Origin of the sequence: Cuspidothrix issatschenkoi CHARLIE-1 (assembly GCF_002934005.1) — a bacterium.
Taxonomy (GTDB): domain Bacteria; phylum Cyanobacteriota; class Cyanobacteriia; order Cyanobacteriales; family Nostocaceae; genus Cuspidothrix; species Cuspidothrix issatschenkoi.
In genome coordinates this window covers 1-24,515 of the sequence record NZ_PGEM01000105.1, presented here as the reverse complement: position 1 = coordinate 24,515, position 24,515 = coordinate 1, and the positions used below count along the sequence as shown (strand labels likewise).

The window sequence follows — 24,515 nt, the reverse complement described above, 5'->3', positions numbered from 1 at the left end:
AGTTCCCACACCTGAAGAAACCGCAGAAAAAGAAACGAAAAAATCAGAACGTTTAGCAGCTAAATTGCGGGAATTAAATATAGATCCTGATACTATTTAATGTATGTTGGGTTAAGCGATAGCGCAACCTAACAACAGCTTTAATAAACTAATGATTAAAATGTCAGAATCAGGATACCTAGTATTTAAGGATTTACAGGATTAATACATTAAATATTTTCGATAATCACCAAATTCTATCAATGTAGGACTTACGCGTTGACAGAATCAACCAAATATGAGGTATGGGTTTCAGACATTTAAATGTGATTTTTCGCTGATTTTTAGGCGAACTGCTTGCAGCAGCGCTTCCCTATCGCTATTTATATAAACTTCATTCCCAAAAGCCTAAAACAACCAAATATCCTTCAATCCTTAAATCCTGGACATCCCGATTCTGACAAAAATTATTAAAATATTCAAATCATCAAATTCTTGATTAAGGACGAGGCAAGGTTAATACAGCCAATTGCCTGTTAATTGATTGATTAAATATTATTAAATCGTTCTGAAAAATATAACTTAGGGAACAAACCCAGATATGAAGCCCGTTGTACAGCTAACTTAGGAAATTTTGTTTTATGTTTGTTTATTACAGAAGCCGTCTAGAGTTCATAAATGTTAGGATTGCCACAGAGTGAGAATCGCGTAAGAGAAGGAAAAAAAACTGAATGGCAGAATTTGAAAAGTCAATATCCTTTGATGGACGGGATATTCGACTGACGGTTGGCCTACTAGCCCCCCAAGCAGGTGGGTCGGTTTTAATACAATCAGGAGATACAACTGTTTTAGTAACGGCTACAAGGTCAGCAGCGCGGGAAGGCATTGATTTTTTGCCATTGACCGTAGATTACGAAGAAAGATTGTATGCGGCGGGAAGAATTCCTGGGGGAATTATGCGCCGGGAAGGTCGCCCACCGGAAAAGGCAATTCTTGCCAGTCGTCTGATTGACCGTCCACTCCGTCCTTTATTCCCTTCATGGTTGCGGGATGATTTGCAAGTTGTGGCAATAACCATGTCAATGGATGAGCAAGTCCCCCCCGATGTGTTAGCAGTCACAGGTGCTTCAATTGCTACCCTCATTGCCCAAATTCCTTTTAATGGACCAATGGCCGCAGTGCGAGTTGGCTTAGTGGGTGACGATTTCATTATTAATCCTACCTACGCAGAAATTGAGGCGGGAGATTTGGATTTAGTGGTAGCTGGTTCCCCAGATGGGGTGATCATGGTCGAAGCTGGTGCGAATCAGTTGCCAGAACAGGATATTATTGAGGCGATTGATTTTGGTTATGAAGCAGTTCGGGATTTGATTCAGGCACAGTTAGATTTAGTTGAGGAACTAGGTTTAAAACTTGTGCAAGAAGCACCACCAGAACCAGATCAAACTTTAGAAAACTATATCCGCGATCGCGCTAGTGATGAGATTAAGAAAATCTTGGCGCAATTTGAGTTAACTAAAACTGATCGTGATATTGCTTTAGATGCAGTTAAAGATGGTATCGCTGCTGAAATCTCCGCTTTATCGGAAGAAGACCCCATTCGCATTGCGGCCACAGCAGATTCCAAAGCTTTGGGGAATACTTTCAAAAGCATTACCAAATACTTCATGCGCCGTCAAATTATTGAAGATAACGTGCGTGTGGATGGTCGCAAGCTTGATGAAGTCCGTCCTATATCTTGTAGGGTTGGTATAATACCCAAACGAGTACATGGCAGCGGTCTATTTAACCGGGGACTAACTCAGGTACTATCAATGTGTACCCTTGGTACTCCTGGAGATGCCCAAAATCTTAACGATGACTTGCAACTAGAGCAAACCAAACGTTACCTGCATCACTATAACTTCCCCCCCTTCTCCGTCGGCGAAACCAAACCATTACGCGCCCCTGGTAGACGGGAAATCGGACATGGTGCATTAGCGGAACGAGCATTGTTACCTGTACTACCACCCAAGGACAAATTTCCCTACGTCATTCGCGTAGTTTCGGAAGTCCTTTCTTCCAACGGTTCTACTTCAATGGGTTCAGTTTGTGGTTCTAGTTTATCCCTCATGGATGCCGGTGTACCCATTACTAAACCTGTGAGCGGTGCGGCAATGGGCTTGATTAAGGAAGGGGATGAAGTGCGAATCCTTACCGATATTCAAGGCATTGAAGACTTTTTGGGTGATATGGACTTCAAAGTTGCTGGTACTGATACTGGGATTACTGCTTTGCAAATGGATATGAAAATATCTGGTTTGCCTTTAGAGGTAATTGCCCAAGCTGTTAACCAAGCCAAATCTGCCCGGTTGCACATTCTGGAAAAAATGCTCCAGACTATTGACACTCCCAGGGAAGAAACTTCACCCTTTGCTCCACGTTTGCTAACAATTAAGATTGATCCTGACATGATTGGTCTAGTTATTGGACCTGGTGGTAAAACCATTAAGGGTATCACTGAAGAAACTGGTGCAAAAATTGACATCCAAGATGATGGTACTGTCACCATTTCCGCAGTTGATGAAAACCGGGCGAAGAGAGCGCGGATAATTGTTCAAGGCATGACTCGTAAACTCCATGAAGGGGATGTTTACATCGGTCGTGTGACCCGGATTATACCCATTGGTGCTTTTGTGGAATTCTTGCCTGGAAAAGAAGGTATGATTCACATTTCTCAACTCGCTGACTACCGCGTTGGTAAAGTTGAAGATGAAGTAGCTGTTGGTGATGAGGTCATTGTCAAAGTGCGAGAAATTGACAACAAGGGTCGCATTAACCTGACACGCTTGGGTATTCACCCAGATCAAGCAGCAGCAGCACGGGAAGCAGCCGCAGTAAACCGTTAGACCGCTGATTGGATTTTAGATTTTAGATTACGGATGAATCACAAATCTAAAATCCGCGATGCCTTGCTAGTAGGCATCGCTACGGTAATTTTAGTTAAAGTTAATTTTTAGCAAGTTAATTCTCAAATTGCTATCAACAGTAATAATGTAATTAAAATTTAAGCCATTGCCAGAAAACAATTATGTTTACACAAGTTACACTTAAAAACTTTAAAACCCATAAGCTGACTACTATAGAACTTCATCCAGTCACCTTATTAATTGGTAATAATAATTCAGGTAAGTCTAATCTTCTAGCAGGTATACAACACTTTTGTAGGCTTGTCAGAAGAGGTCGCCCTGGAAATGCTAAAAAAACAGTTAATGTCCACAGAGACTTATATGCTCATCGTTATAGACTAGCTGATGGCGAACCAATGGGATTTAAAATATCTTGGCATAACTCTAATGGCAGTATTATTTATGAAATAGAATTGTATGAGAACAAAAATTTTCCAGAATCTGCTAGTTGCAAAGAAAAAATAACAATTAAACTAGATAATAATGATGAAAAGATAATTGTAAGTGGATATGATCAGCCAACTAATTTAATTGCTTTAAGACAAGATATTGAAGATAATACATCTTTGCAAACAGCAGAAAAAAAACTATGTAGAGATTTTTTTGGAGATTTTGCAAACACATATAGTTATCACTTCCAACCAGCTTTTCTTAAAGGTCTAGTTAAAGATGATCAAATTCATGATATTGATGATTCTCAGGATGAAAGAGACAAGAGTGATTTTATTAAAATTCCTTCTGAATTAGGTAATACAGGTTATGGACTACAAGCAGTTATTAAATATATCAAAGAAAAAGAAGAACGGACATTTACAAGATTTACTGCTTTGATGAGACGATTTGATCATAACTTTCACGGGGTTCGTTATAACGATAAAATTTCAAAACTTGCGTGGATTTTCGATCTTGGACAAAATACAAAACTGCAAGAATTTACACCAGATGCAGTTTCAGATGGATTCATGAAAGCAGCAGCTATTAGTCTTCTTGCTTCTCTTTATAGAACACCAAGTTTGATACTTTTAGAAGAAATTGAAAATGGTGTCAATCCTGGAAATATTCAAGAATTAATGCGTTGGATTTGGCAAATGACATCTCCAACTTCAGAAGGTTTTACATCTCAATTTATCATTACTTCCCATAGTCCATCTGTTTTGCGCGAATTTCATAATCATTTAGATCATGTTTATACAGTGCGGCTAGAAAAACGCAATAGAAAGAGTGATGTCAGAAATCTAAATACATCTCTAGAAACACTGGTAGGTATAGGTACTGTAGAAGGTGAAATTATAGAGGATGAAACTACAGGTAAAAAGATAGTCGAGATACCAAAATATAGGTTAGCAGAACTGTGGTATGAAGGGACAATTGGTTAATCAGGTAGGTAATGAGGAAAAATGTGATGTTAGCAAGAAATATAGGTATTATCGGAGATGGAGCGACTGATATAGCAATTTTTAAAAAAATCTCTGAGTGTATTCTATCTGATGAAGACCAAAACAATGTAACTCTTAACTATATTGAGTTAAACAGACAAAATATTCATGATGCAGTAGATAAATATTGTCGAGAGGCTGATAAAATTAAAGATAGCTGCTACCTAACAGGTAAAGAAGCTTTAGCGTTGAAAAACTCAGTGACAAGAACTATTTTTGGTGCTTTTGCAGACTTTGAAAGTGAACTAGGGCTAATTTCTAATCGAGACATTATTTTAGTGACTGCTGATAGTGAACATACATTTTCCCATCCTGATGACTACTTCAAAGATTGGAGAGTTAGTATTTCTAACATATTAGTAGGTAGTATAGAAGAATTTTATCGAGCGAAAGTAAGAGAAAATTATACCCATGAATATTTACCTGTAGTCATTCCATTTGTTGTTTTTCCTTCTACAGAAATATTAATAGCTGCTGCTAAAACAGATTCTCAAAAATTCATTAAATCAGCTTATGGTAAAAAACCAAGAGAATTGAAACAATTACTTTATGGTACTACTGAACTGCAAACTTTAAGAGAAGAAGAGTTGAAGAAAAACGCGTTAGATTTTATCAACTCAGAAAGTATAGGCAGAATTTTTCAGAATATCCCGGAATCTCGTACTTTTATTCAAACTTTATCTCTGGGTAAATATATCATCTAAAAATAAAGCTTACTCTTCAGGTCCTAATTAGATGATACTGTTTCCACAACCTGGAAAATAATTTCCTCCAATGTTTTCAATAACTCTTGCTCATTATAAGGTTTAGAGAAATAGGCTTTTGCCCCTAATTGCATAGCCAATTGACGATGTTTACTACTACTACGAGAGGTCAACATTGCCACAGGAATATGTTTTAATTCTGCATTATTATTAATACGTTCTAAGAAATTATAACCATCAAGTCGTGGCATTTCAATATCACAGATTACCGCTTGAATTTGTAAACCACTTTCTAGTTTTTCTAAAGCTTCTTGACCATCTTTAGCTTGTTCTACTTGATATCCACCTTTTTCTAGAGTTAAAGCTAGGTAACGCCGCACATTAATTGAATCATCAACGATTAAAATAATTCCTTTTTGTCGGGTAGGTTGGCTGACAATGCGTACTTTTGGTGGTTGTAGGAAGGCAGTTTGTAATCTTGTGGTTGGTAGTTTATTACTAACATGGGGACGTTGACCAGTTGTTACCCATAATACTAAATCATTTGTATTTACTAGGGGAACTACTCGACCATCGCCCAAAATAGTACAGTTATTAAAACCGCTAGGTAGGGGAATATTACCTTCTACTTGACGAATTGCTACTTCCTGTTCACCCCAACAGCGTTCTACTTGAACGGCAATTTGTTGATGATCATGTTTAATTATTAATACGCTGGTTGCATTAATAATGGGGGGGGTTTCCAATTCCCAGTTACTGTAATGAGAACAATTAAATTCAAAGTAACTATTGAGGCGTAATAATGGTAATTGAGTATTTTGCCAATGAATAAATTCCTTACTATCTTGATAGAAAATTTGCTCATTTGCTAATAAGAAAATTTCCGCAATCACATCTGTAGAAAATGCTAAGAGTAAACGATAATTGCGATCGCCACAAGCATCACTTTCTACTAATAATACTCGCGCTACTGATAGGGTAAATGGTACAGATAATGTAAATTTTGTTCCTATGCCAGCTTGGGTATCAACATTCACATCTCCCCGCGCTATTTTCAGGTTATTTCGCACTACATCCATTCCCACTCCCCGACCAGATAAAGCTGTTACCTGTTCCGAGGTACTAAAACCAGGTTCAAAAATTAATGATAGCAGTTCTTCATCAGTAGCATTTGCTAATAAAACATGATCCAAACCCATTTTTACAGCCCGATCACGAATTTTTCCTAACGCAATACCTCGACCATCATCACGGATAGTAATAATTGTGCGATTACTATGATAAGCGGCTTTAATTTCAATTAAACCTTGTTCGGATTTTCCTTGGGCTTTGCGTGTTGCCGGATCTTCAATTCCATGATCAAAAGCATTGCGTAATAAGTGCATTAACGGCTCATTTAAAGCTTCCAAAATGCTTCGCTCAATTAAAGTATTTCCTCCTTCAATTTTTAATTGGACATTTTTGCCATACTCAACATTTAAGTCTCTAATTGCCCTGGGAAAACGTTCCACTAAATCGGAAAAAGGACGCATCCTAATTTGGGTTAATTGTCGTTGCAATTGTTTGGAAGTTTTATTTAATTTTCGGGCTATTTGATCTGTATCATCAACACTTAATTGAATATCACTCGCAACTTCTGCCAATTGGACAAGAGTTTCCATCACATTCTGAGATAATAAATTTATTTTTTGCTGGCTATCTGATTCTAAAATATTATTTTCTGTTTCTTCATTTACATGATTATAATTGATCATTTTTGTATAAGCTATCCGCATTCCTTGATTCTCTTCATCAAGAGTTTGGACTCTTTGACTGAGACTACGGACTAATTTACGCAGTCTTTCTACTTGGACATTTAAGCCATTGCGTTGAATAATGACTTCCCCAAATAAATCATTAATTCTTTCAAGATGTTTACTAGGAACTCTAACTGTATTTTCCTGATTTTCTCTTTCTTTATGCAGGGGGTTAATATCGTTTTTACGTTCAGGATATTTAGTATCTATTGGTAGATTTTCTGCATGACCAGCAAAATCAACGGCATTAATTTCTGGATATAATTCTACATTTTCTAATAATTTAAAATCAGAAGTAACTGGTTTATTTAATAGATGATAGGCTTGATTCGCTGACATATTTATTTGTACAGAGGCACGATCATCAATAATTTGACCTAGATCAATTTTTTTAGGTAAATTATGCCATTGATTACTTAATACTAAGGCTTGTGATCGCCGCCATGCTTGTAATGCTAAATCAGCAATTTCTAAACACTGATCAGGATAGGTATCTAGAGAACGGCTGACTGATTGACATAGTTCGGTAAAAGCTGTTAACTGAAGCATTTCACCTAACCCAGCTAACTCATTCGCCATCATGGCTAAATCCGATCTAAACCCTGATTTATTGCTACTTTTTAATCTTGCTTCTAGACGTTTTAAATATTCTTCAACTTCCGTTTCAAACAATAAAGGGATAAATTCTTGACCATTTTCTGATGATAATAAAGTTGTAATATTTTCTGGTGCAGGTTCACCAAGACGCTGATAAAGTTGATCAAAAACTGGATAACAAACTTTTTCTAACCAACTACGATCTAAATTATTACCCTTAGCAAGCAATCCAACAATTTGTCTGAGCCAATCAACAGCAGATAGTAGTAAACTTTGTAAATGAGTATCAAATTCTAGAGAATTTTTCTGAGTCTTTAAAACCTTAAAAGCATCTTCCAAACGATGGGCTAAATCACTTAATACACGAAATCCCATCATTGCTGCACCACCTTTAATTGAATGGGCGGCTCGCATGGCTGCGTTAATATGTTCTAATTCAATCCGTTTGTTATTATCAATTTCTAGTAAAATTCCCTCTAAAGTATTGAGGTAATCAGTCGCTTCTTCCAGAAATTGCATCTGGATTTCAAATTCTTTATCTTTAGTCATTAGTCATGATTCCTTATTTATGAGTTCTGCCAATTAATCAGAAGCTTAATTAACCAAAAAAGTTTCTAAAGTTTCCTTTAATTCCTGTGAAATATCTACTGCTTTTTCTAAAGATTGATAAATTTGACGAAAATTATCACTACTATGGGTGGACATACTGTTCATCTCTTGAATAGTTTGACTCAAAATTTGTGATGTTTGTAATTCGGATGTGGTCGAACTTAAAATAGAGTTAACTAAACTATCTATTTGTCGTGATACATCCACAATTTGCTGTAAATTCTGTTTCGCATTTTTAATCATATGACTACTTTCAATAACTTGATTATTTCCCACAGTCATTGTTTGTAACATTTCGCTAGTTTCTTGCTGAATTTTGGCAATTATTTCTTCAATTTCTTGAATTGCGGTAGCGCTTCTACCAGCTAATTCTCCCACTTCTTCCGCTACTACAGCAAAACCTTGACCTTCTTCTCCTGCTTTTGCCGCTTCAATTCCGGCATTAATTGCTAATAAATTAGTTTGCATAGCAATTTGATTAATAATAGAAACTACACGAGAAATTTGTTGGGAAGATTCTCCTAACCATCTTAATTTTTTAGTTGTTTCCTCAACTGTTTCCTGAATCAATAAAACATTTTGCCATGTTAACTTCATTGCTGCTTCAGTATCCGTGGCTTTATAATTACTTTCATTAACAATTTTAACAGTTTGCTGTGCCATATTCGCTATAGATTGAATAGCAATTGTCATCTTGTTAATGATTTCTAAGCTGTGGTTAATTTTTTGTGGTTCTATCACGGACTCTGCTGTGATTTTTCGGAATGACATATTAACTTCATTCACAGATTGTTCAATTTGATTAACAATCGGCTGAAGACTATTCTGAAAATTCTGTAGTTCTAAACTATCTTGACTGTTATTAACTTGGCTATGTGCTTTTAATATTTTGATCTGATTTACTAGATAGGATTGTTCTAAAGTATAACCAATTTGCATTGTTATCTGTGTCAAAAAACTAATTTCTTCTGGCTGCCAATTATGGCAATTCTGACAATGATGAACAATTAAAAAGCCTTGAATTTCTCCATGAATAAAAATTGGTGCAGTGACACTGCTTTGCACATAAAATTTTTGCAGCCACTCAAGATAACTATTAGCTAAATTAGTAGCTGTTTCTAAATTGGATATGATTTGTAATTGAGGATTTGCTGCTAATTCTTGCCAATGACCATCGTTATTATATACACCCAGTATTTTTTCCCAATCACCATTTATTGATTCAGCTACAAATTTTCCGGTTTGATTATCTAGCTTATAAATAATTACTCTGTCTGCTGTGAGGGTTTGAATAAGTTCTGAAACTGCTGTTTCATAAATGTATTCAGGCTGAAAATGCATACGCATTTTTTTAGTAATATTTAAAATTAATTCTAGCCATTGAATTTCTTTTACTGGGTACTCTTCTGGCTTGGCTGCATTGAGATGTATGTCCTCTTGGCTACTCTTTAAATTACCTACAGATGTATCGTTTTTATTATTAATCCTCTGACTTAACCCAGCTACTACCAAAGTCATTAATAATGCAATTAATGGAGTTGTACTGGCAATTAATGTCAAAAATTCTCTTTGAGGTTTAAAGGCAATTGTTGTATCTTTAGTGAGAATTAATTGCCAATTGGTTCCCGGTAAATCTGCTAATTTATGAAATGGTATATAACTAATTAATTCCTGTTTTTGATCGGTTTTAGCAATGGCTGTAAATGTATCAATATTTTTCGCTTTTAAAACATTAGCTAAAGCTGGATATATTTCTATAGCTGCTTTCCCAAATAAATTTGCTTGGGAACTAATAACAATTTTTCCTGTTTCATCTAAAAAATAATATTGATATGTATCATTTGTATAGCCTTGAACTACTTCTTCTAAGGATTTTAAGGGTATACGAGTTCTGACTATACCAATAATATTACCGTTATCTTTGATAGGTGCTGCAATATAAATGACTGCACCTATATTTTTGAGAAATACAGGTTGACTAACAATGGAAGTATTTTTTTCAATTACTTCTTGAAAATAAAGCAGTTCGTTTTCTGGGGTTAAAGTTTCTCCTGCTGATTGAATAATTACTTGTCCATTCAAATCAAATGCAGCTACACTATCATAAACTTTACTTGTTTTTATCAGACGATTTAAGGAGTCTTTTGTTTGTACATTAAATCGGATTATATCAACTTTATCCACTAAATTTGCTTGTGCTGATCCTGGTTTTTGGGTTACATTATTTTTGTTGAACCACGATAAATTAGATAATACTTGAATATCCCCATGGCGTTGCTGAATTAAACCATTAACTGTATCACTAATGCTAATAGCTTTAGTTTCTTGAGATGTAATAATTTGTTTAGTAATTAAGTTACTACCAAAAATATAAGCGATTGCGCCGATTCCTAATATTGGCAAAGTGCCGACACCTATAGATAAAATTATAGATTTTGTACTTAATCTAAATTTTTTATATGTTAATGCGCGATTTTCAACATTTTCTGTGCTAGATTTTTCTGCTTTATCATCAATGAGTTTCGGGGAAGTAATCAAAGTTGGTTGATTTTGAGAATCTGTATTTTGTTTGATATTATTAGTTTTATTCAACATACATTAGTCATCCTGCATCGAAAGGAAATCAAAACATTTAACACAAACTATCTAAGTATCAATTATGAGTTAATACGAAGAATTTCTGATTGCAAAATATGTACTGCATCTAATACCAATAATATTTCTTCTTGTTGCACTATACAACCACACAAATAAGGTACTAAACTAGATGCGACTTGTCCTACAGGAGAACGAATATCATCAACAGTAAACTTAGTGGTTCCTTGAATTTCTTGAACAACTACACCTAAAATCATTGATTTCATTTGAATAACAATGATATTATACTGACGTAACCGATAATCAAGAGATTCTAAATTAAACATCTTTGGTAAATCAACTATCCAGATGATATGACTACGCCAATTCATTAATCCTAATACACAAGATGGCATATTTGGAATTGCTGTAACCGATGTCACAGGTGTTACAATTGCTTCCTGAGTATGACTAATGGATAAAACAGCACCAGTTTGTTGATTGAGTTGAAATTTAAGATAGCTATCTTCTTTGTTGGTATGTATGGTTGGATAGTTCAAATCTGTTTGCATCTTTTTTATGGATAAGTATGATGAAAATTAGTTTATTTTAGTTGAATGGGATGGTGATAACTCCAGAAAAGCAAGATTTTTTGAATTGAGGCTTATTTTTTGATCATGATCAATATTTAATGTCCCTGAACCTATTTGAAATCATTGGTATAATTTACTTACAAACTATTTTCCTTGGTTCCTAATCACTCCTAGTATAGAAATGTTTCTAGGATTGTTGATTAAAAAAATTATACAAAAAACGCTTCCCTCACTTTGCTGTTTATCAGCAATCTGGAAAGCTATAATTTAAAATATTAATTATTCAACATTTTTAGTAGTGCGGATAAAAGGACTTGAACCTTCACTCCTTTCGGAACTAGAACCTAAATCTAGCGCGTCTGCCAATTTCGCCATATCCGCGTTTTATCAACTCCCATACTAACATAACAAATTATTTATGGCAATAGGTAAAAATGGAAAATCCTCAATTGGGGTATGGGGTATAAATGATTTCTCCCCACCCCACTAACTACATCACGGCTACACGTGGTAGACGGTGTTTGAAGCCGCAGAGAATTTCCCAAGAAATGGTATTCAGACAATTTGCCCAATCATCAGCCGAAATTTGTTCTTGTCCCTGTTCTCCTAGTAAAGTAACTATTTCCCCTTCTTGTAAATCTGGTATGGAACTGACATCTAACATAATTTGATCCATGGTAATTGCACCAATTTGGGGTACACGCTGTCCACGGATTAATACCTGCATTTGGTTGGAAAGACTGCGGGGAACTCCATCAGCATAACCAATACCAACTACGGCCAGACGCATTTCCCTGGGAGCAATAAAATGATGACCGTAGCTAACACCAGTACTGGCGGCTATGGTTTTGACTTGGGTAACTCTGGCTTTAAGTTGTAAAACGGGTTGAAGTTGAATTTGATTAGTTAAGTGAGTAGCAGGAGAAAGACCATATATGGCTAAACCGACACGCACCATATCATAGTGTAATCGGGAATCTGCTAAGGTAGCGGCTGAGTTAGCTAGGTGCAAACTGGGGATTTTGATACCTTTCGCTTTAATCTGTGAAATTGCTTCCTCAAATCGTCTATGCTGTTCCTCCATCACTGCTGGATCAGGACTATCTGCTGTAGCTAGATGGGAATAAATACTGGTAATATCTAAATGGGGTAATCCTTGTACTAATTGCACAAACTCTGCTGCTTGTTGCCAATTAGTACCTAATCTTGACATTCCCGTATCTAGTTTGATATGTACTGATAAAGAAACATGATAGTTAATTGCTTCTAAGGTGTTAGAAAACTCTAAAGCTTGCTTCGGACTACATAGTGTAGGTTGAAGTTGCCAATGGGCGATGGCTTGAATTTGTTCTGGTGTGTTAGCTGCACCCAAAATTAAAATTGGGGCTTTAATACCATCTTCCCGCAATTGAATCCCTTCGGGAACAGTGGCTACACCTAACCAACTTGCACCCGCTTCTAAAGCTGTTTTCGCAACTGTTACAGCCCCATGTCCATAGGCATCCGCTTTGACAATGGCCATTAATTGGGTACGTGGTGATAAAAACTTGACTAACTGCTTAACATTATGGGACAAGGCCCCTAAATCAATTTCTACCCAAGCCCTTTGAGAAAACCAAGCATAAGTATCACGTTCCTGACTGTCTGCAAAAATCGGCGTTTGTTTGCCACTTAACATTGCATTGCACTCCTATCACACCACTGTAAGCCTTCCAAACTAACTAATAATTTTAATTTTCACTCCTCAAAGCCATATCAATTTAATCAGGAAGTTTACCCTTGATCCGGTAATTTATACAAGATATAGGGGGAACAGAGAATAGGGAATAGAGAATAAGCAGGAGGCAAGACTTCGACTTACTTCGACCCTTCGACTAGCTGGTGGGCATCGTAAGCTCATTACAAGTCGCTCAGTAACCAGAGGCAAGAAGAAAAAGGAAAAAGAATAATATATTTCTCCTCCGCCCTCCTGCTCCTCCTGCCCTAACGTATAAATTATTCTCATACCCCAAGCAGAGTAGATTTGTGTTAATATATGTAAAACTAATACCTTGAGCGCAGATTCATGGGGAAGGTCTTAGTCCTGAACGCTTCTTACGAACCGCTCAACATCACCACTTGGCGACGTGCTACGGTTTTGTTGATCAAAGGTAAGGCTGAACGCTTAGAATACAATGGTAAATTCCTTTACTCGGATTTTCCGCTACCGACCGTAATTCGGTTGCGTCATTACGTCCGCGTTCCCTATAAGGAAATCGCTCTAACTCGTCGAAATATCTTGCATCGTGATAGTCATACTTGTCAATACTGTGGTTACACAGGAGATGAGTTAACCCTGGATCATGTCATGCCGCGATCGCGTGGAGGGGGTGATAGTTGGGAGAATATTGTCACAGCTTGTGTACGCTGCAATATCAAAAAAGGTAGTCGCACACCGCAAGAAGCCCGGATGCCTTTACGTCATTTACCTCGTCAACCTCATAGCAGTCTTTACTTTGAAGTGACAAAGCATTTAAAAAATGGACTGCATCAGGAGTGGCAAAAATATGTTATAGGTCTTTGACGTTATCCATAACTAACTACAAATATTGAGGGCAAAATAGGCCTCTATTGATACCTGTTTGAATAAAACTAGTCATAGTTTTTGCGAATAGGCTGCAATGCCTTGTTAATTTATTGCTAACCACAGCTTATGGCTAGTTTCCAATAAGCTGATATTTTTGTTTCATCATTACTTCCTCATGTATTAGAGCGTTGTAGTTTTGTCTTCAAAAAACGACATATAGATAGTTTTTATGATCAACTGATAATTTGGTACAATTGCAAGTAAATGAATAGATTGCCATCAAATAACGCCAAAAAATTGAGCCAGAAGAAACAAAATAATTTTTCACACAGGTTCTTAATGGTAACACAAGCCAAATAAATATTCAAGATAATTATCAAATTTTTCTGAAAATCTGCATATTTGTTTGCACAGAAGACAACTCCCAGATGCAAGACATAGTTAACTTTCAGCATTTTTTTGCACTCTCGGTGGATGTAATAGTTCTTTGACTGATGCTATTGACAAACAATAAATGAGTCTACAAAGTGACAAAATTAATTTTAGATGATTGCCAAGTTTTATGTAGCTTCAGGAGCGCATCACCGCTTGCACTATATCTGAATTGATAAACCTACCCTCCACGCCTAGAAATACATTTCCCTATGTACGTGAATTATCCCGCTTCTCCAATTGAGAGAGTATCTTTAAATACAGATCCCCACCCTGACGAAATAGAACCAGAAAAAGAAATTATAGAACTTCCACCTTTAACCCGGCCTTCCCTAGCATCCACTAATGGTGATAGCAGTATCTATTTAGCACCTCGTGGCAATTCTTTGGCATCTCAAAAATCAGAAGAGTTACAAAAGACTCTCCTGGGACATCGCCATGAACGGCAGTTAGTAATTTTACAAGATTTTCCTGATCCAGATGCTCTTTCCTGCGCTTGGTCTTATCAATTAATTGCCCAACAGTATGATATCAAGTGTGAAATTATCTATGCGGGAACTCTAAGCCACCAGGAAAATATTGCATTAGTCAAGTTAACTAATTTACCTGCCCAACGCTGGACAATGCAAACCTTAAAAAGTAAAGATTTATCATCTTATCAAGGGTTTGTCTTAATTGATAACCAGGGAACTACCTCGCAACTATTACCAGCCATACAACAAGCGGGAATTCCTCTGGTAGTGCTAGTAGATCATCATAGTTTGCAAGGGGAACTCAAATCAGAATTTATGGATGTTCGTCCCTACGTGCGAGCAACTGCCACAATTTTTACTCAATACTTACAATCAGGATTACTAACTTTAGATAACAGTATTAGTCAGCACGTTAAATGTGCAACAGCTTTAATGCACGGTTTACGCTCAGATACAAATCGCCTCATGCAAGCCCAAGAAGAGGATTTTATGGCTGCTGGGTATTTGAGCAGATTTTATGATGCTCAGTTATTAAATGCTATTTTGCAAGCAAATCGTTCTAAGCGGGTCATGGATGTGATCGAGCGATCGCTCAAAAACCGCATCGTTCAAAATAACTTTTCCATAGCTGGTGTTGGTTACTTGCGCTATGATGACCGGGACGCAATTCCCCAAGCTGCTGATTTTCTTGTTACCGAAGAAAATGTGCATACCGCAGTAGTTTATGGCATCGTTCATGATGAAGATGACGAACTAGAAGTGGTGATAGGTTCTCTCAGAACCACAAAACTTACCCTAGATCCCGATGAATTTATTAAAGAAGCCTTTGGACAAGATAGCGCTGGGCGGTTTTTTGGTGGTGGAAGGACAGGTGCAGGAGGCTTTGAAATTCCCATGGGTTTTTTATCTGGTGGTAATGAAAATTCGGCCTATGCCAAAATGAAATGGGAAGTTTTCGACGCACAAATTAAACAGAAATTATTGAGATTGGTGAATCCTAGAGATAATCCCATTCAGTCTTAAAATGGATTAAAAGACTTGATTTAGGGTTTGGCAGTGCTGAAACCCTAAAAATGAATTTAGCTTTTGGGTCAAAGAAGTAGGTATAAACTTGGTACAATTTCGAGATATAGCCAAGACTTGAGGAGTAAGTGGTGGAAGGTGCTGTAAGTTTATTAAGTTATAATCAAGAGATGGACTGGGAATGTCAATAATACCTTTTGAATTTGTCATTCCCAGACGGCCTGTTTCATTACAAGGAAAACCCAAAGGACTTAATGAATGGAAAACTTTTGTTCGTTCTGAAGCCCAAAAGATTTGGACAGGTGGCAGCCCAATTAACAATGCTAATTTACAGTTAACCCTTATTTATCTTTGTGGTGATAATCCACCTGACACTGATAACATAATTAAACCAATTCAGGATGCACTCAATAAATTAGTTTATGAAGATGATAGACTAATATCAGATGTAGAAAGTCATCGTCGGTTTTTATCTGAGCCAATTGATATAACAAATTTACCTTTGTTATTGCGGGAAGCTGTCATTATCGGTAAAGAGTGTGTTTATGTCAAAGTAAGTGAATCTCAACCATTGGAAAAATACTTATGATAAACAATACTAAAAGTTTACATGATGATAAAGTTGAATCTTTGATTAAGAAGTATCGTGATCAGGGATTTACTATTATACAAAACCCGAAAGCAGATCAATTACCGTTTGATTTGGATAATTATCAACCCGATATTCTTGCTACTAAGAATGAAAATGAATCTGATTTAATAGGTCTAATAATTGGAGTAAAAACCAGCATTAGTCCAGTTTCAGTTGAGCGTTTACAATCTGTAGCAGAAGAAGTGAGTAAACATCCAGGCTGGAGTTTTTTATTAGTGACACTTGAAGATATAGAAGCCGAATCATTACCAGGAATTTGTGAAGAACTGCCTTCTTGGGAAGAAATAATTGACCATTTTAGTCAAGTTGGCAAACTGATTGAAAATAATAATATTGAACCTGCTTTTATTTTTCTTTGGAGTGTTTTTGAGGGAGCATTAAGAAAAAGAGCAGTTGATGTATCAATTCCTATTGAACGTTTACCAGTTATAAGATTGCTAAGATCAATGTACTCTTTAGGAGAGTTATCAATTTCTGAATTTGATATTATTCAATCTTATTTAGAAAAGCGTAATCGTCTGGCTCACGGATACATTCAGAAGCTGAATTTCGAGGTTTTAGGTAAGTTTTTAAAGTTGATTATTGAGTTATTGGATGAATGGATTCCTGCCATACATAGAAGCCTTCTAAGCCAAACAGTGGCTAGTATGAAAAAAAGTATTGAAACTGCACAACAAGAATATCATAAAGTTCTGGAAATAGTTGCTTCTGTATTACACGACGTACCAACAGAAACAAAGGATAGAACACTGGCAGAGATTAAGGAAATATCCGAACGAGAAGGATTAACCAATAATTTCAATGATTTGCAACACATAGTTTCTGAGTATTGTGATCCTGCTACTAAATCTGATAATAAACAGATAAACAAAAATGAAATAGTTGTAGATGATAACGCACAAATAGCACTTGATACTTTACCAACTCAAGAAAAAGAAAAGATTAGTCATGCTATTAGTGATCTAAAAAAATTTCCTGATTGTTCAGAAATTGAAGTTTCTAAGCTGGCTTCAAGTCCAGATAATTTTATTGCGAAGGTAGGCATATATAGAATAATTTTTGAAGTTAAATCCAAAAAAGTAACTATTATTGATATAGTTAATTACAAACGGATTGAAATGTTATATGTATTATTAGAAAAGGCTAAAATATAAAAGGTATAAATTCTTTGAACATAAACCTTAAATAATGTCTATGGGAAGTTGAGGAATTTGAAAATTTACTTCTCAATAATAAAAATATACCTTCAACAGCTAAGATAACAAAACTCACACTTGTGTAGAGAGGTTCTAGGGGAACGTCTCTACATTTTAGATCATCTGAAATTCAAATTATTTACTCACCCTCTACCAAAGCCCGGTACTCATCCGCTGTCATCGCATCCTCAATTTCAGCAGCATCATTAATACGCACTTTGAGAAACCAACCTTCTCCATAGGGATCATCAGCGACTTGTTCAGGAGATTCTATTAAAGCATCATTCCGTTCTATGACAGTACCAGTCACAGGTGAATTCAGTTCTTCCACAGCTTTGACCGATTCAATTGTACCAAATGTCTCTCCCACAGCGATCGCTTCACCAATTTCTGGTAGTTCCAAAAAGACAATATCACCTAATTGATCAACAGCAAATTCAGAAATACCGATAGTGGCAATGTCGCCATCCAGACGAACATATTCATGGGAATCTAAGTATCTTAAATCTTGGGGATATTCAAAAGACATATCACTTGCACTTCCACGTTAAAAAATAGTGTTACAAGAGTAACCTAAAACACATTATTCCTCAAAAGCCTCAAAGCTGATCAGTTATTAACACGATTCTTTGAGCGATAAAATGGGCGTTTTACCACCAGCGCCGGGAAAGCTTTACCCCGAATGTCCACGTCTAGCTGCTGTTTGAGGGTTGCTAACTCAGTGGGAACATAAGCTAAAGCTATGGGATAACCAAGAGTAGGGGAGAGAGTACCACTTGATACTTCTCCAACAATTTTACCTGATGATAATACAGAGTAGCCATGGCGGGGAATATTCCGTCCCTGTGTTTGTAAACCTACCATTTTACGTTGCACTCCTTGGGTTTTTTGCTGGATTAACACTTCTCGCCCAATAAAATCGCCTTTAGTATCTAAATGTACTAACCAACCTAAACCAGCCTCTAGAGGTGTGGTGGTATCATCAATATCTTGACCATAAAGTGCCATTGCAGCTTCTAAGCGCAGGGTATCTCTACAGCCAAGTCCACAGGGGATGACACCAAGATTATATAGAGTTTGCCATAGTTCTATACCCACAGCGTGATCTATCATCACCTCAAAGCCATCTTCTCCGGTGTAGCCAGTACGCGCTAGAAATGCGTGTTTGCCAAAAATAGTTGTTTCTAAATGTCCAAAAGCCTTAATAAGTGATAAATCATTGGTAACTAAGGACTGAAGATGACTAGTAGCTGTTGGACCTTGGAGGGCAATTAAGATTTTATCCCGTGAAAGGTCTTGAAATTCAACAACATCAGGATCAAGATGTGTCAAGATCCATGTTTTATCTTTATCTGTAGTTGCCGCATTGACGATAATTACTACCTTTTGAATATTAGTGGTATCTGTACCTTGGTAATAAATAATGATATCGTCAATAATTCCCCCTTGCGGATTGAGTAATACTGTATATTGTGCTTGTCCAGATTGTAAGCGACTCAGATCCGAAGGAACTAAATACTCAAGTTGGGAAATTACATTTTTACCTTGGAGGGTAAACTTGCCCATGTGGGAAATATCAAACATTCCCGCAGTATTTCTAACGGCGTGATGTTCTTGGGTAATACTGCTATATTGTATGGGCATTTCCCAGCCACCAAAGCTGGTAAATTTGGCTTTGAGTTCTACACCCGTTTGATATAAAGGGGTTCGCGCTAGAGAGGGAGTAATATTTTCTTGATTAGCCACAGATGGTTATTTATATTTAGGTAGGATAGTAGCTCATACCATTTCTTTGTAAAGTTGCATATAATTTACACCCCGGCTTCAGCGTCCCTGCTTACTAAGGGGAGACTACAGGGGGGACTGATTATGTGCATCTTCATATTCATAAAAAATTGGTATCAACACTTATATATCCTACGGGATCGATTCTGATTTCGCAGCCAATTATTTCTGACTCCCTAGTGCGGTTTAATGATTAATAGTGGAATTGTTGAGATTTATTAAGCAAAGATTATGAAGTATTGGCAAATTGTCATTAGCTGTGTGTTAGCCGTGGTGGTATTGTTTTTCCCTCTTTCAGCCCAAGCAGCAAGTTCTTCTAATGTTACCAGTTCTCTTTTGAACAAGGTAGTTCCTGGTCAGGACTTTTCCGGTCAAAGTTTAATTGGTAAAGAGTTTACAAGTGTCAAATTAGAAAATACTAACTTTAGCAATGCTGATTTACGGGGTGCTGTATTTAATGGTGCTTTATTAGATACTGTCAATTTACACGGTGTGGATTTTAGTGAAGGTATTGCTTACTTAAGTAGATTTAAAAACGCTGACTTAAGTGATGCCATCTTTACAGATGCAATGATGTTGCGTTCCAGTTTTGATCAGGTTAATATCACTGGTGCTGATTTTACCAATGCGATTTTAGATATGGTACAGGTGAAAAAACTTTGTCTTGATGCCAGTGGGGTAAATTCTCAAACAGGTGCAGATACTCGCGAATCCCTCAGATGTAAGTAAAAACATTTATCCCCTTCCCGACAGAGAGGGGGTGTTAGGACTTACGCACTGTACAAATTAACCATGATGTGCATGAACGAAAATCTGTCGTTTCAGGCTTTTGGCGATTAACTTCTGTTCAATAGCGAACTGCTTGCAGCAGGGCTTCGCTATCGCTTAAAAATCATCAAAAAATAACCTTAAAATGCCCGAAAACCATACCCCATATTTGGTTCATCCTGTCAATGCGTAAGTCCTAGGTGTTAAGAATAATTGAGTAATTGTAAAAATATCACATCTGTCTAGAGACATATTTTATAATTTTTATACTTGTTGCCCTGTGGATTATCCACATCAAATTATATGTCTAAAAAAGCTGTATTATCTTATGTCGTAGATCGGAATACAGGTTTATGGAAAGCATTAAGCGGTTGTAGTGCTTCCCAACAAGAAATTCCTGGTTCTGACATCTATAAAACTGAGCGTTTTACAGAAGAAGAATTACCCCCACAAGTTGATCTCCGTTCCTTTATGACTCCTGTAGAAAATCAAGCAGGTGCTAATAGTTGTACAGCAAATGCTGTTGTCGGGGGTTATGAATATGTGATGAATCGTGTAGGACAGGAACTTGATTTTAGCCGTCTTTTTGTTTATTATAATGCCAGAGTATTAGGACTAGAACACTTCGGTCAAGATAAAATTCAAGACCAAGGAAGTAGCATTACTTTAGCATTAATGAGCTTACAGGAAAAAGGCATTTGTCATGAATCAACCTGGGCTTATGAAGTTACAGAAAATGGTAAAGTCAAAAATGTTAACACTCAACCAGTTTCTCATGCCTATAAAGAGGCTGCAAAACTTCTTAATGTTCCTGATTTTCAATGGGAAACACCAGAACAGGTTTCTGTTGAGCTTTATTCCATGAAACATTGTTTAGCAGAAGGTTATCCTTTTATTTTTGGACTCACTTTGTTTAAATCTTTTGATCGTGTGACTGCTAAAGGCAGGGTTCCGATGCCAGATTTAAACGGTGATGAAGGCAGAGAAGAACATGGAAAACACGCGATGCTTTGCGTCGGTTATAAAGATAGTGCTGAAGTCTTTATTGTCCGTAACTCCTGGGGTGAAGAATGGGCAGATGGAGGATATTGCTACATTCCTTATGAGTACATGACAAACTCAGATTTATGTTTTGAATGTTGGAAAATAAAAGGAACAACTGACTTTGATCTAAGTGAGGATATTTGGGATCAAGAAGATGAAGATTTTGATGAGGAATTTTATGAAGAAGAAGACGCAGAAGAACAAGAGAATTGTTATTTAACTCTGGTTGAATCTATAGCAGTTATTTGTTTATATGGTGCAGATGTAGATGGTTTATCTGATGAAGAATCTGAGTTATTGGCAGGACTTTATGAAAGCTATGAAATTGATACTGAATCTCTAGAAGAAAAAATCAATAATTTACTAGAAATTGGTGGCTTTGAACTGCTTTATAATGCGGCTGTACAAATTATTTTGGCTGAAGATGCAGCAGAGGAAGCTTTTCAAATGTCTGTGGAATTTGCTCTTGCTGATGAATGTTTTAGTGATGAAGAATATGAATACTGGACTAAGTTAGGACAAGACTTAGAACTTGATAATGATAGAGCAACAGAGCTATTTAATGAAGTTCTCGAAGAATATGATTATGAACCCTTTGAAAGTCTGTTTTAGAATCAATACCTTGTCCATTTTCTGCTTTGTTGGGTTAAGCGACAGCGCAACCCAACGCGTTTTTTAGGTTTCATGCTATTGCTTCGCAACGCGAACAACCCAACCTACAAATCAAGGCTTTTGCCAATTTGGATAAGGTATTGAGAATATAGCTATATAACAATATCTCCGACTTCTTAGAGAAGTCGGGGACCTGAATGCTTCTGTTGCCTATTTACTAATGAAATTCTGAATAGCTTCAGCAACAACCCCAGCACAAGATTCTGGTAAATTACTTTCTCCATGGGCAATGGTATGTAATTCAACATTAGGAATTAGTCGAGCGTAAGTATTACTTCTAGAGATGGCGATCGCATTATCTTGTCCACCTTGTAAAATCAAACAGGGAACTTGAATATTAGGTAACTTTTTATCTAATAATTCCGTTTCTATTTCTGCTGGTTTACGATTAAAAAGCAACTGACAAGCTGTAGGATATGCTAACAAAGTTTTTCTTAATTCTAAATCTCTAGAAATTGTTTCTTCCCAACCTATCAAGTTCATCAAGTAACTCATCAAGCGTAAAAATTTAATTATTAAGATGGGACAATTAAACAAAAATCGGCTTTTTTGCCAATATTTTTCCTGTCCTTGTACTGATACTCCCTCCGGTGATAACAATATTAAACCATATAGTTTTTCTGGATATTTTAAAGCATAACTAGCAGCAATCCAACCACCTAAAGAATTACCAACTAAATAGACTTTTTCTAACTTTAAAGCTTCAATAAAATCTGCTAAACATTGGACTTGTAAATCTATAGAATGATGAATACTAGGATGTGCTGATTCACCAAAACCTAATAAATCTGGTGTAAAACAATGGATATCTTTAGCTAATAATTCCATTGCTGATACCCATTCACTACCATCATTCCATGCACCATGTAAGAAAATCATTGGTATTCCTGTACCAACTTCCCGCCAAAACAATACTCCTTGCGATAATTTTCTCCGGGAGTTGCGAAATAAAATATTCATCTTCTATTTACTAATTTACTGATCTAACTTTGGCAATTCCTAATTATAAATTTTAGATTTAATTTTAAAACCAAAAATTTAAAATTCTCCACATTTTATCTGTAAGTATTGAGAATACAGCTATATTACTCCTTCATATCTAGATCCCCGACTTCTTTGATTTATTGTGTGCAGCAATTATAAATTGATCTGGTGAAGTCGAGCATATTATCGCCTCACCTGAATTCTTAATTTTATGCCAGTGTTGTTAAACCATTTAAGTAGTTTTGTAACTGACGAGCATGATCATGAGACATATCTGGTTTGGGTAAAGAACTAGGAGGAAAAGCTTGGATGTCTAAAACTTCCAAAGTATCTGTTATTGTCATTTCTCCTTCAACTTCAGCCTCAACAACAATACAAATAGAATGAATGCGAGGATCGCGGTTTGGTGAGGAATAAACTCCGACTAAACGACGAATATTAACTACTTCTAGTCCTGTTTCTTCCATCAACTCTCGACGGACTGCATGAGGAATATCTTCTCCCCAGTCCACCATACCACCAGGTAATGACCAACGACCATCATCTTTTCTTCTAATGAGTACAATCTGACCATCAGGTAAAATGGGGATAATACTTGTACCAGTAATGGGATGGCGAAATATAATACCCAATACGGTTTGTCCAAAGTGCCATAAGCTACGTGAGGACTCTATTAGTGGCGTAAAAAAAGCAAGAATGTTCAAGTTGGAAATTGCTTTGTGATGTTAATGTTATCTACTTTTCAGCACTTGTATAGACTCAACTTCCAAAATTATAATTGTGTTTTTATTTATACAAATATTGCAGTTTTGAGTGAATAATCCCGGTAATTTTCCCATAATCAATCAATTTTAACCTCTGCTTTCGATATCATTCCAATAATAGCTAAAAATATTGCTGTGAGACAAAGAGAAAACAGGAAGATAGAGAGTAATTTATGTTACCAATTACAATTAACTCATGACCCATTACTTATGAGTAGCCTAAAATTAGCTTGACATAAGACTTCTTGTTACGATACAATAGTATGCTGTTTAAAGTGTATTGATCGCTGCACTAGGCTAAAAAAGTATATCAATAACGTAGGTAGCTGATATTGCCTAAGTAGCGCCTAGATGCCAGTTTTTTGTTGTTTATTCATGAGGTAAATATGGCAAAGCGCCGTAACCCGAAAAAAGAAAAGGCGCTACGAAACCAGGCTTACGCCAGAAAGTTTCGTAAACGGACTACTACAGGAAGAATGGGCAGACGATTCCAGCAAAGATCGCCTAAGAGTGAAGAGGATGAAGGAACAGGAGCAGCAGCAATGGATGCTGCTGATTAATGTGTCTCGTTAAATTTTGCTCTTTCATATAGCAGAAGGCAGGAAGCAGGGGGCAGGGGGCAGGAGGTAAAACACTCTTGCCGTTTGATAGCGCAGCGTGGCGTAAGTCATGTTTTAGTTTTTAGTTTGTACCTCATTGACTCGCAATCTGCTGTAATTTGCAACTTGTGGGGTGTACGTTAGTACACCCTTACCTATTTTAATTTTCAGTCATCAGTTATAGCAGTAGTCAGGAGTCAGAAGTCAGGAGTCAGAAGTAAAACCCTCTTGTAGTAAGAGTTTCATGATTAACTGATGTCCTAACTACTCTGTCTACAGCTATATTAATTGAGTACGAGCATTGACGATAGCGTTTTA

At 36.6% G+C, this 24,515-nt stretch carries 18 protein-coding genes, 1 tRNA gene and 1 pseudogene; 11 read left to right on the top strand and 9 right to left on the bottom strand.

The window, feature by feature from the left end; all coding sequences use genetic code 11:
* From CUN59_RS22095 to CUN59_RS14490, 4 genes and pseudogenes are all read left to right on the top strand, one after another.
* Positions 1-100: pseudogene (locus CUN59_RS22095) on the top strand (Uma2 family endonuclease); the annotation flags it as partial.
* Between the two features lie 610 nt (positions 101-710).
* Positions 711-2,867: a polyribonucleotide nucleotidyltransferase gene (locus CUN59_RS14500; RefSeq protein WP_104388513.1), complete on the top strand. Its 2,157-nt coding sequence runs from the start codon at positions 711-713 to the stop codon at positions 2,865-2,867.
* Positions 2,868-3,049: 182 nt separating this feature from the next.
* Entirely contained in the window at positions 3,050-4,303 is a 1,254-nt protein-coding gene (locus CUN59_RS14495; RefSeq protein ID WP_104388512.1) for an AAA family ATPase, read from the top strand.
* Positions 4,304-4,329: 26 nt separating this feature from the next.
* Positions 4,330-5,067 (top strand): hypothetical protein, encoded by a 738-nt coding sequence (locus tag CUN59_RS14490; protein WP_104388511.1) that lies wholly within the window; start codon positions 4,330-4,332, stop codon positions 5,065-5,067.
* Between the two features lie 23 nt (positions 5,068-5,090).
* On the opposite strand, the gene CUN59_RS14485 is transcribed toward CUN59_RS14490, so the two are convergent.
* The 5 genes from CUN59_RS14485 to alr form a co-directional block, all read right to left on the bottom strand.
* On the bottom strand, positions 5,091-8,009 hold the full coding sequence (locus CUN59_RS14485; protein ID WP_104388510.1) for a hybrid sensor histidine kinase/response regulator: 2,919 nt from the start codon (positions 8,007-8,009) through the stop codon (positions 5,091-5,093).
* 45 nt (positions 8,010-8,054) lie between these two features.
* Complete coding sequence (locus CUN59_RS14480) at positions 8,055-10,664, bottom strand: methyl-accepting chemotaxis protein (protein ID WP_104388509.1); 2,610 nt, start codon at positions 10,662-10,664, stop codon at positions 8,055-8,057.
* 62 nt (positions 10,665-10,726) lie between these two features.
* The gene (locus tag CUN59_RS14475) at positions 10,727-11,218 is read right to left on the bottom strand and encodes a chemotaxis protein CheW (protein WP_104388508.1); all 492 of its coding nucleotides are present in this window, start codon (positions 11,216-11,218) and stop codon (positions 10,727-10,729) included.
* Between the two features lie 320 nt (positions 11,219-11,538).
* Positions 11,539-11,620, bottom strand: a tRNA-Leu gene (locus tag CUN59_RS14470).
* Positions 11,621-11,729: 109 nt separating this feature from the next.
* A complete protein-coding gene (alr, locus tag CUN59_RS14465; RefSeq protein ID WP_104388507.1) occupies positions 11,730-12,917 on the bottom strand; it encodes an alanine racemase in 1,188 nt (395 codons plus the stop codon).
* Positions 12,918-13,304: 387 nt separating this feature from the next.
* On the opposite strand from alr, the gene CUN59_RS14460 reads away from it, so the two are divergent.
* From CUN59_RS14460 to CUN59_RS14445, 4 genes are all read left to right on the top strand, one after another.
* Positions 13,305-13,802, top strand: coding sequence for an HNH endonuclease (locus CUN59_RS14460; protein ID WP_104388506.1), 498 nt, complete (start codon positions 13,305-13,307; stop codon positions 13,800-13,802).
* Between the two features lie 647 nt (positions 13,803-14,449).
* Positions 14,450-15,733: a DHH family phosphoesterase gene (locus tag CUN59_RS14455; protein WP_104388505.1), complete on the top strand. Its 1,284-nt coding sequence runs from the start codon at positions 14,450-14,452 to the stop codon at positions 15,731-15,733.
* Between the two features lie 181 nt (positions 15,734-15,914).
* The gene (locus CUN59_RS14450) at positions 15,915-16,322 is read left to right on the top strand and encodes a RusA family crossover junction endodeoxyribonuclease (protein ID WP_104388504.1); all 408 of its coding nucleotides are present in this window, start codon (positions 15,915-15,917) and stop codon (positions 16,320-16,322) included.
* Complete coding sequence (locus tag CUN59_RS14445) at positions 16,319-17,539, top strand: hypothetical protein (RefSeq protein ID WP_104388503.1); 1,221 nt, start codon at positions 16,319-16,321, stop codon at positions 17,537-17,539. Before CUN59_RS14450 ends, CUN59_RS14445 begins: the two co-directional genes overlap by 4 nt.
* A gap of 181 nt (positions 17,540-17,720) precedes the next feature.
* Here the strand turns inward: CUN59_RS14445 and gcvH are convergent, their stop codons facing one another.
* Both gcvH and gcvT read right to left on the bottom strand, forming a co-directional pair.
* Positions 17,721-18,110, bottom strand: a complete 390-nt coding sequence (gene gcvH / locus CUN59_RS14440) for a glycine cleavage system protein GcvH (protein ID WP_104388502.1) — start codon at positions 18,108-18,110, stop codon at positions 17,721-17,723.
* An 80-nt stretch (positions 18,111-18,190) separates the two neighbouring features.
* Positions 18,191-19,327, bottom strand: coding sequence for a glycine cleavage system aminomethyltransferase GcvT (gene gcvT, locus CUN59_RS14435; RefSeq protein WP_104388501.1), 1,137 nt, complete (start codon positions 19,325-19,327; stop codon positions 18,191-18,193).
* A gap of 270 nt (positions 19,328-19,597) precedes the next feature.
* Between gcvT and CUN59_RS14430 the strand changes: the two genes are divergently transcribed.
* Both CUN59_RS14430 and CUN59_RS14425 read left to right on the top strand, forming a co-directional pair.
* The gene (locus CUN59_RS14430) at positions 19,598-20,095 is read left to right on the top strand and encodes a pentapeptide repeat-containing protein (RefSeq protein WP_104388500.1); all 498 of its coding nucleotides are present in this window, start codon (positions 19,598-19,600) and stop codon (positions 20,093-20,095) included.
* A gap of 342 nt (positions 20,096-20,437) precedes the next feature.
* The gene (locus CUN59_RS14425; protein WP_104388499.1) at positions 20,438-21,790 is read left to right on the top strand and encodes a C1 family peptidase; all 1,353 of its coding nucleotides are present in this window, start codon (positions 20,438-20,440) and stop codon (positions 21,788-21,790) included.
* 210 nt (positions 21,791-22,000) lie between these two features.
* Here the strand turns inward: CUN59_RS14425 and CUN59_RS14420 are convergent, their stop codons facing one another.
* Entirely contained in the window at positions 22,001-22,810 is an 810-nt protein-coding gene (locus CUN59_RS14420) for an alpha/beta fold hydrolase (RefSeq protein ID WP_104388498.1), read from the bottom strand.
* A gap of 233 nt (positions 22,811-23,043) precedes the next feature.
* The gene (locus tag CUN59_RS14415; RefSeq protein ID WP_104388497.1) at positions 23,044-23,538 is read right to left on the bottom strand and encodes an NUDIX hydrolase; all 495 of its coding nucleotides are present in this window, start codon (positions 23,536-23,538) and stop codon (positions 23,044-23,046) included.
* 446 nt (positions 23,539-23,984) lie between these two features.
* On the opposite strand from CUN59_RS14415, the gene CUN59_RS21485 reads away from it, so the two are divergent.
* Entirely contained in the window at positions 23,985-24,158 is a 174-nt protein-coding gene (locus CUN59_RS21485; protein WP_165790207.1) for an Asl3888 family RNA-binding protein, read from the top strand.
* Positions 24,159-24,515 lie beyond the last annotated feature (357 nt).

Coding starts and splice junctions, on each gene's coding strand:
- CUN59_RS14500 (WP_104388513.1), top strand. CDS start 711: ATGGCAGAATTTGAAAAGTCAATATCCTTTGATGGACGGGATATTCGA.
- CUN59_RS14495 (WP_104388512.1), top strand. CDS start 3,050: ATGTTTACACAAGTTACACTTAAAAACTTTAAAACCCATAAGCTGACT.
- CUN59_RS14490 (WP_104388511.1), top strand. CDS start 4,330: ATGTTAGCAAGAAATATAGGTATTATCGGAGATGGAGCGACTGATATA.
- CUN59_RS14485 (WP_104388510.1), bottom strand. CDS start 8,009: ATGACTAAAGATAAAGAATTTGAAATCCAGATGCAATTTCTGGAAGAA.
- CUN59_RS14480 (WP_104388509.1), bottom strand. CDS start 10,664: ATGTTGAATAAAACTAATAATATCAAACAAAATACAGATTCTCAAAAT.
- CUN59_RS14475 (WP_104388508.1), bottom strand. CDS start 11,218: ATGCAAACAGATTTGAACTATCCAACCATACATACCAACAAAGAAGAT.
- alr (WP_104388507.1), bottom strand. CDS start 12,917: ATGTTAAGTGGCAAACAAACGCCGATTTTTGCAGACAGTCAGGAACGT.
- CUN59_RS14460 (WP_104388506.1), top strand. CDS start 13,305: ATGGGGAAGGTCTTAGTCCTGAACGCTTCTTACGAACCGCTCAACATC.
- CUN59_RS14455 (WP_104388505.1), top strand. CDS start 14,450: ATGTACGTGAATTATCCCGCTTCTCCAATTGAGAGAGTATCTTTAAAT.
- CUN59_RS14450 (WP_104388504.1), top strand. CDS start 15,915: ATGTCAATAATACCTTTTGAATTTGTCATTCCCAGACGGCCTGTTTCA.
- CUN59_RS14445 (WP_104388503.1), top strand. CDS start 16,319: ATGATAAACAATACTAAAAGTTTACATGATGATAAAGTTGAATCTTTG.
- gcvH (WP_104388502.1), bottom strand. CDS start 18,110: ATGTCTTTTGAATATCCCCAAGATTTAAGATACTTAGATTCCCATGAA.
- CUN59_RS14430 (WP_104388500.1), top strand. CDS start 19,598: ATGAAGTATTGGCAAATTGTCATTAGCTGTGTGTTAGCCGTGGTGGTA.
- CUN59_RS14425 (WP_104388499.1), top strand. CDS start 20,438: ATGTCTAAAAAAGCTGTATTATCTTATGTCGTAGATCGGAATACAGGT.
- CUN59_RS14420 (WP_104388498.1), bottom strand. CDS start 22,810: ATGAATATTTTATTTCGCAACTCCCGGAGAAAATTATCGCAAGGAGTA.
- CUN59_RS21485 (WP_165790207.1), top strand. CDS start 23,985: ATGGCAAAGCGCCGTAACCCGAAAAAAGAAAAGGCGCTACGAAACCAG.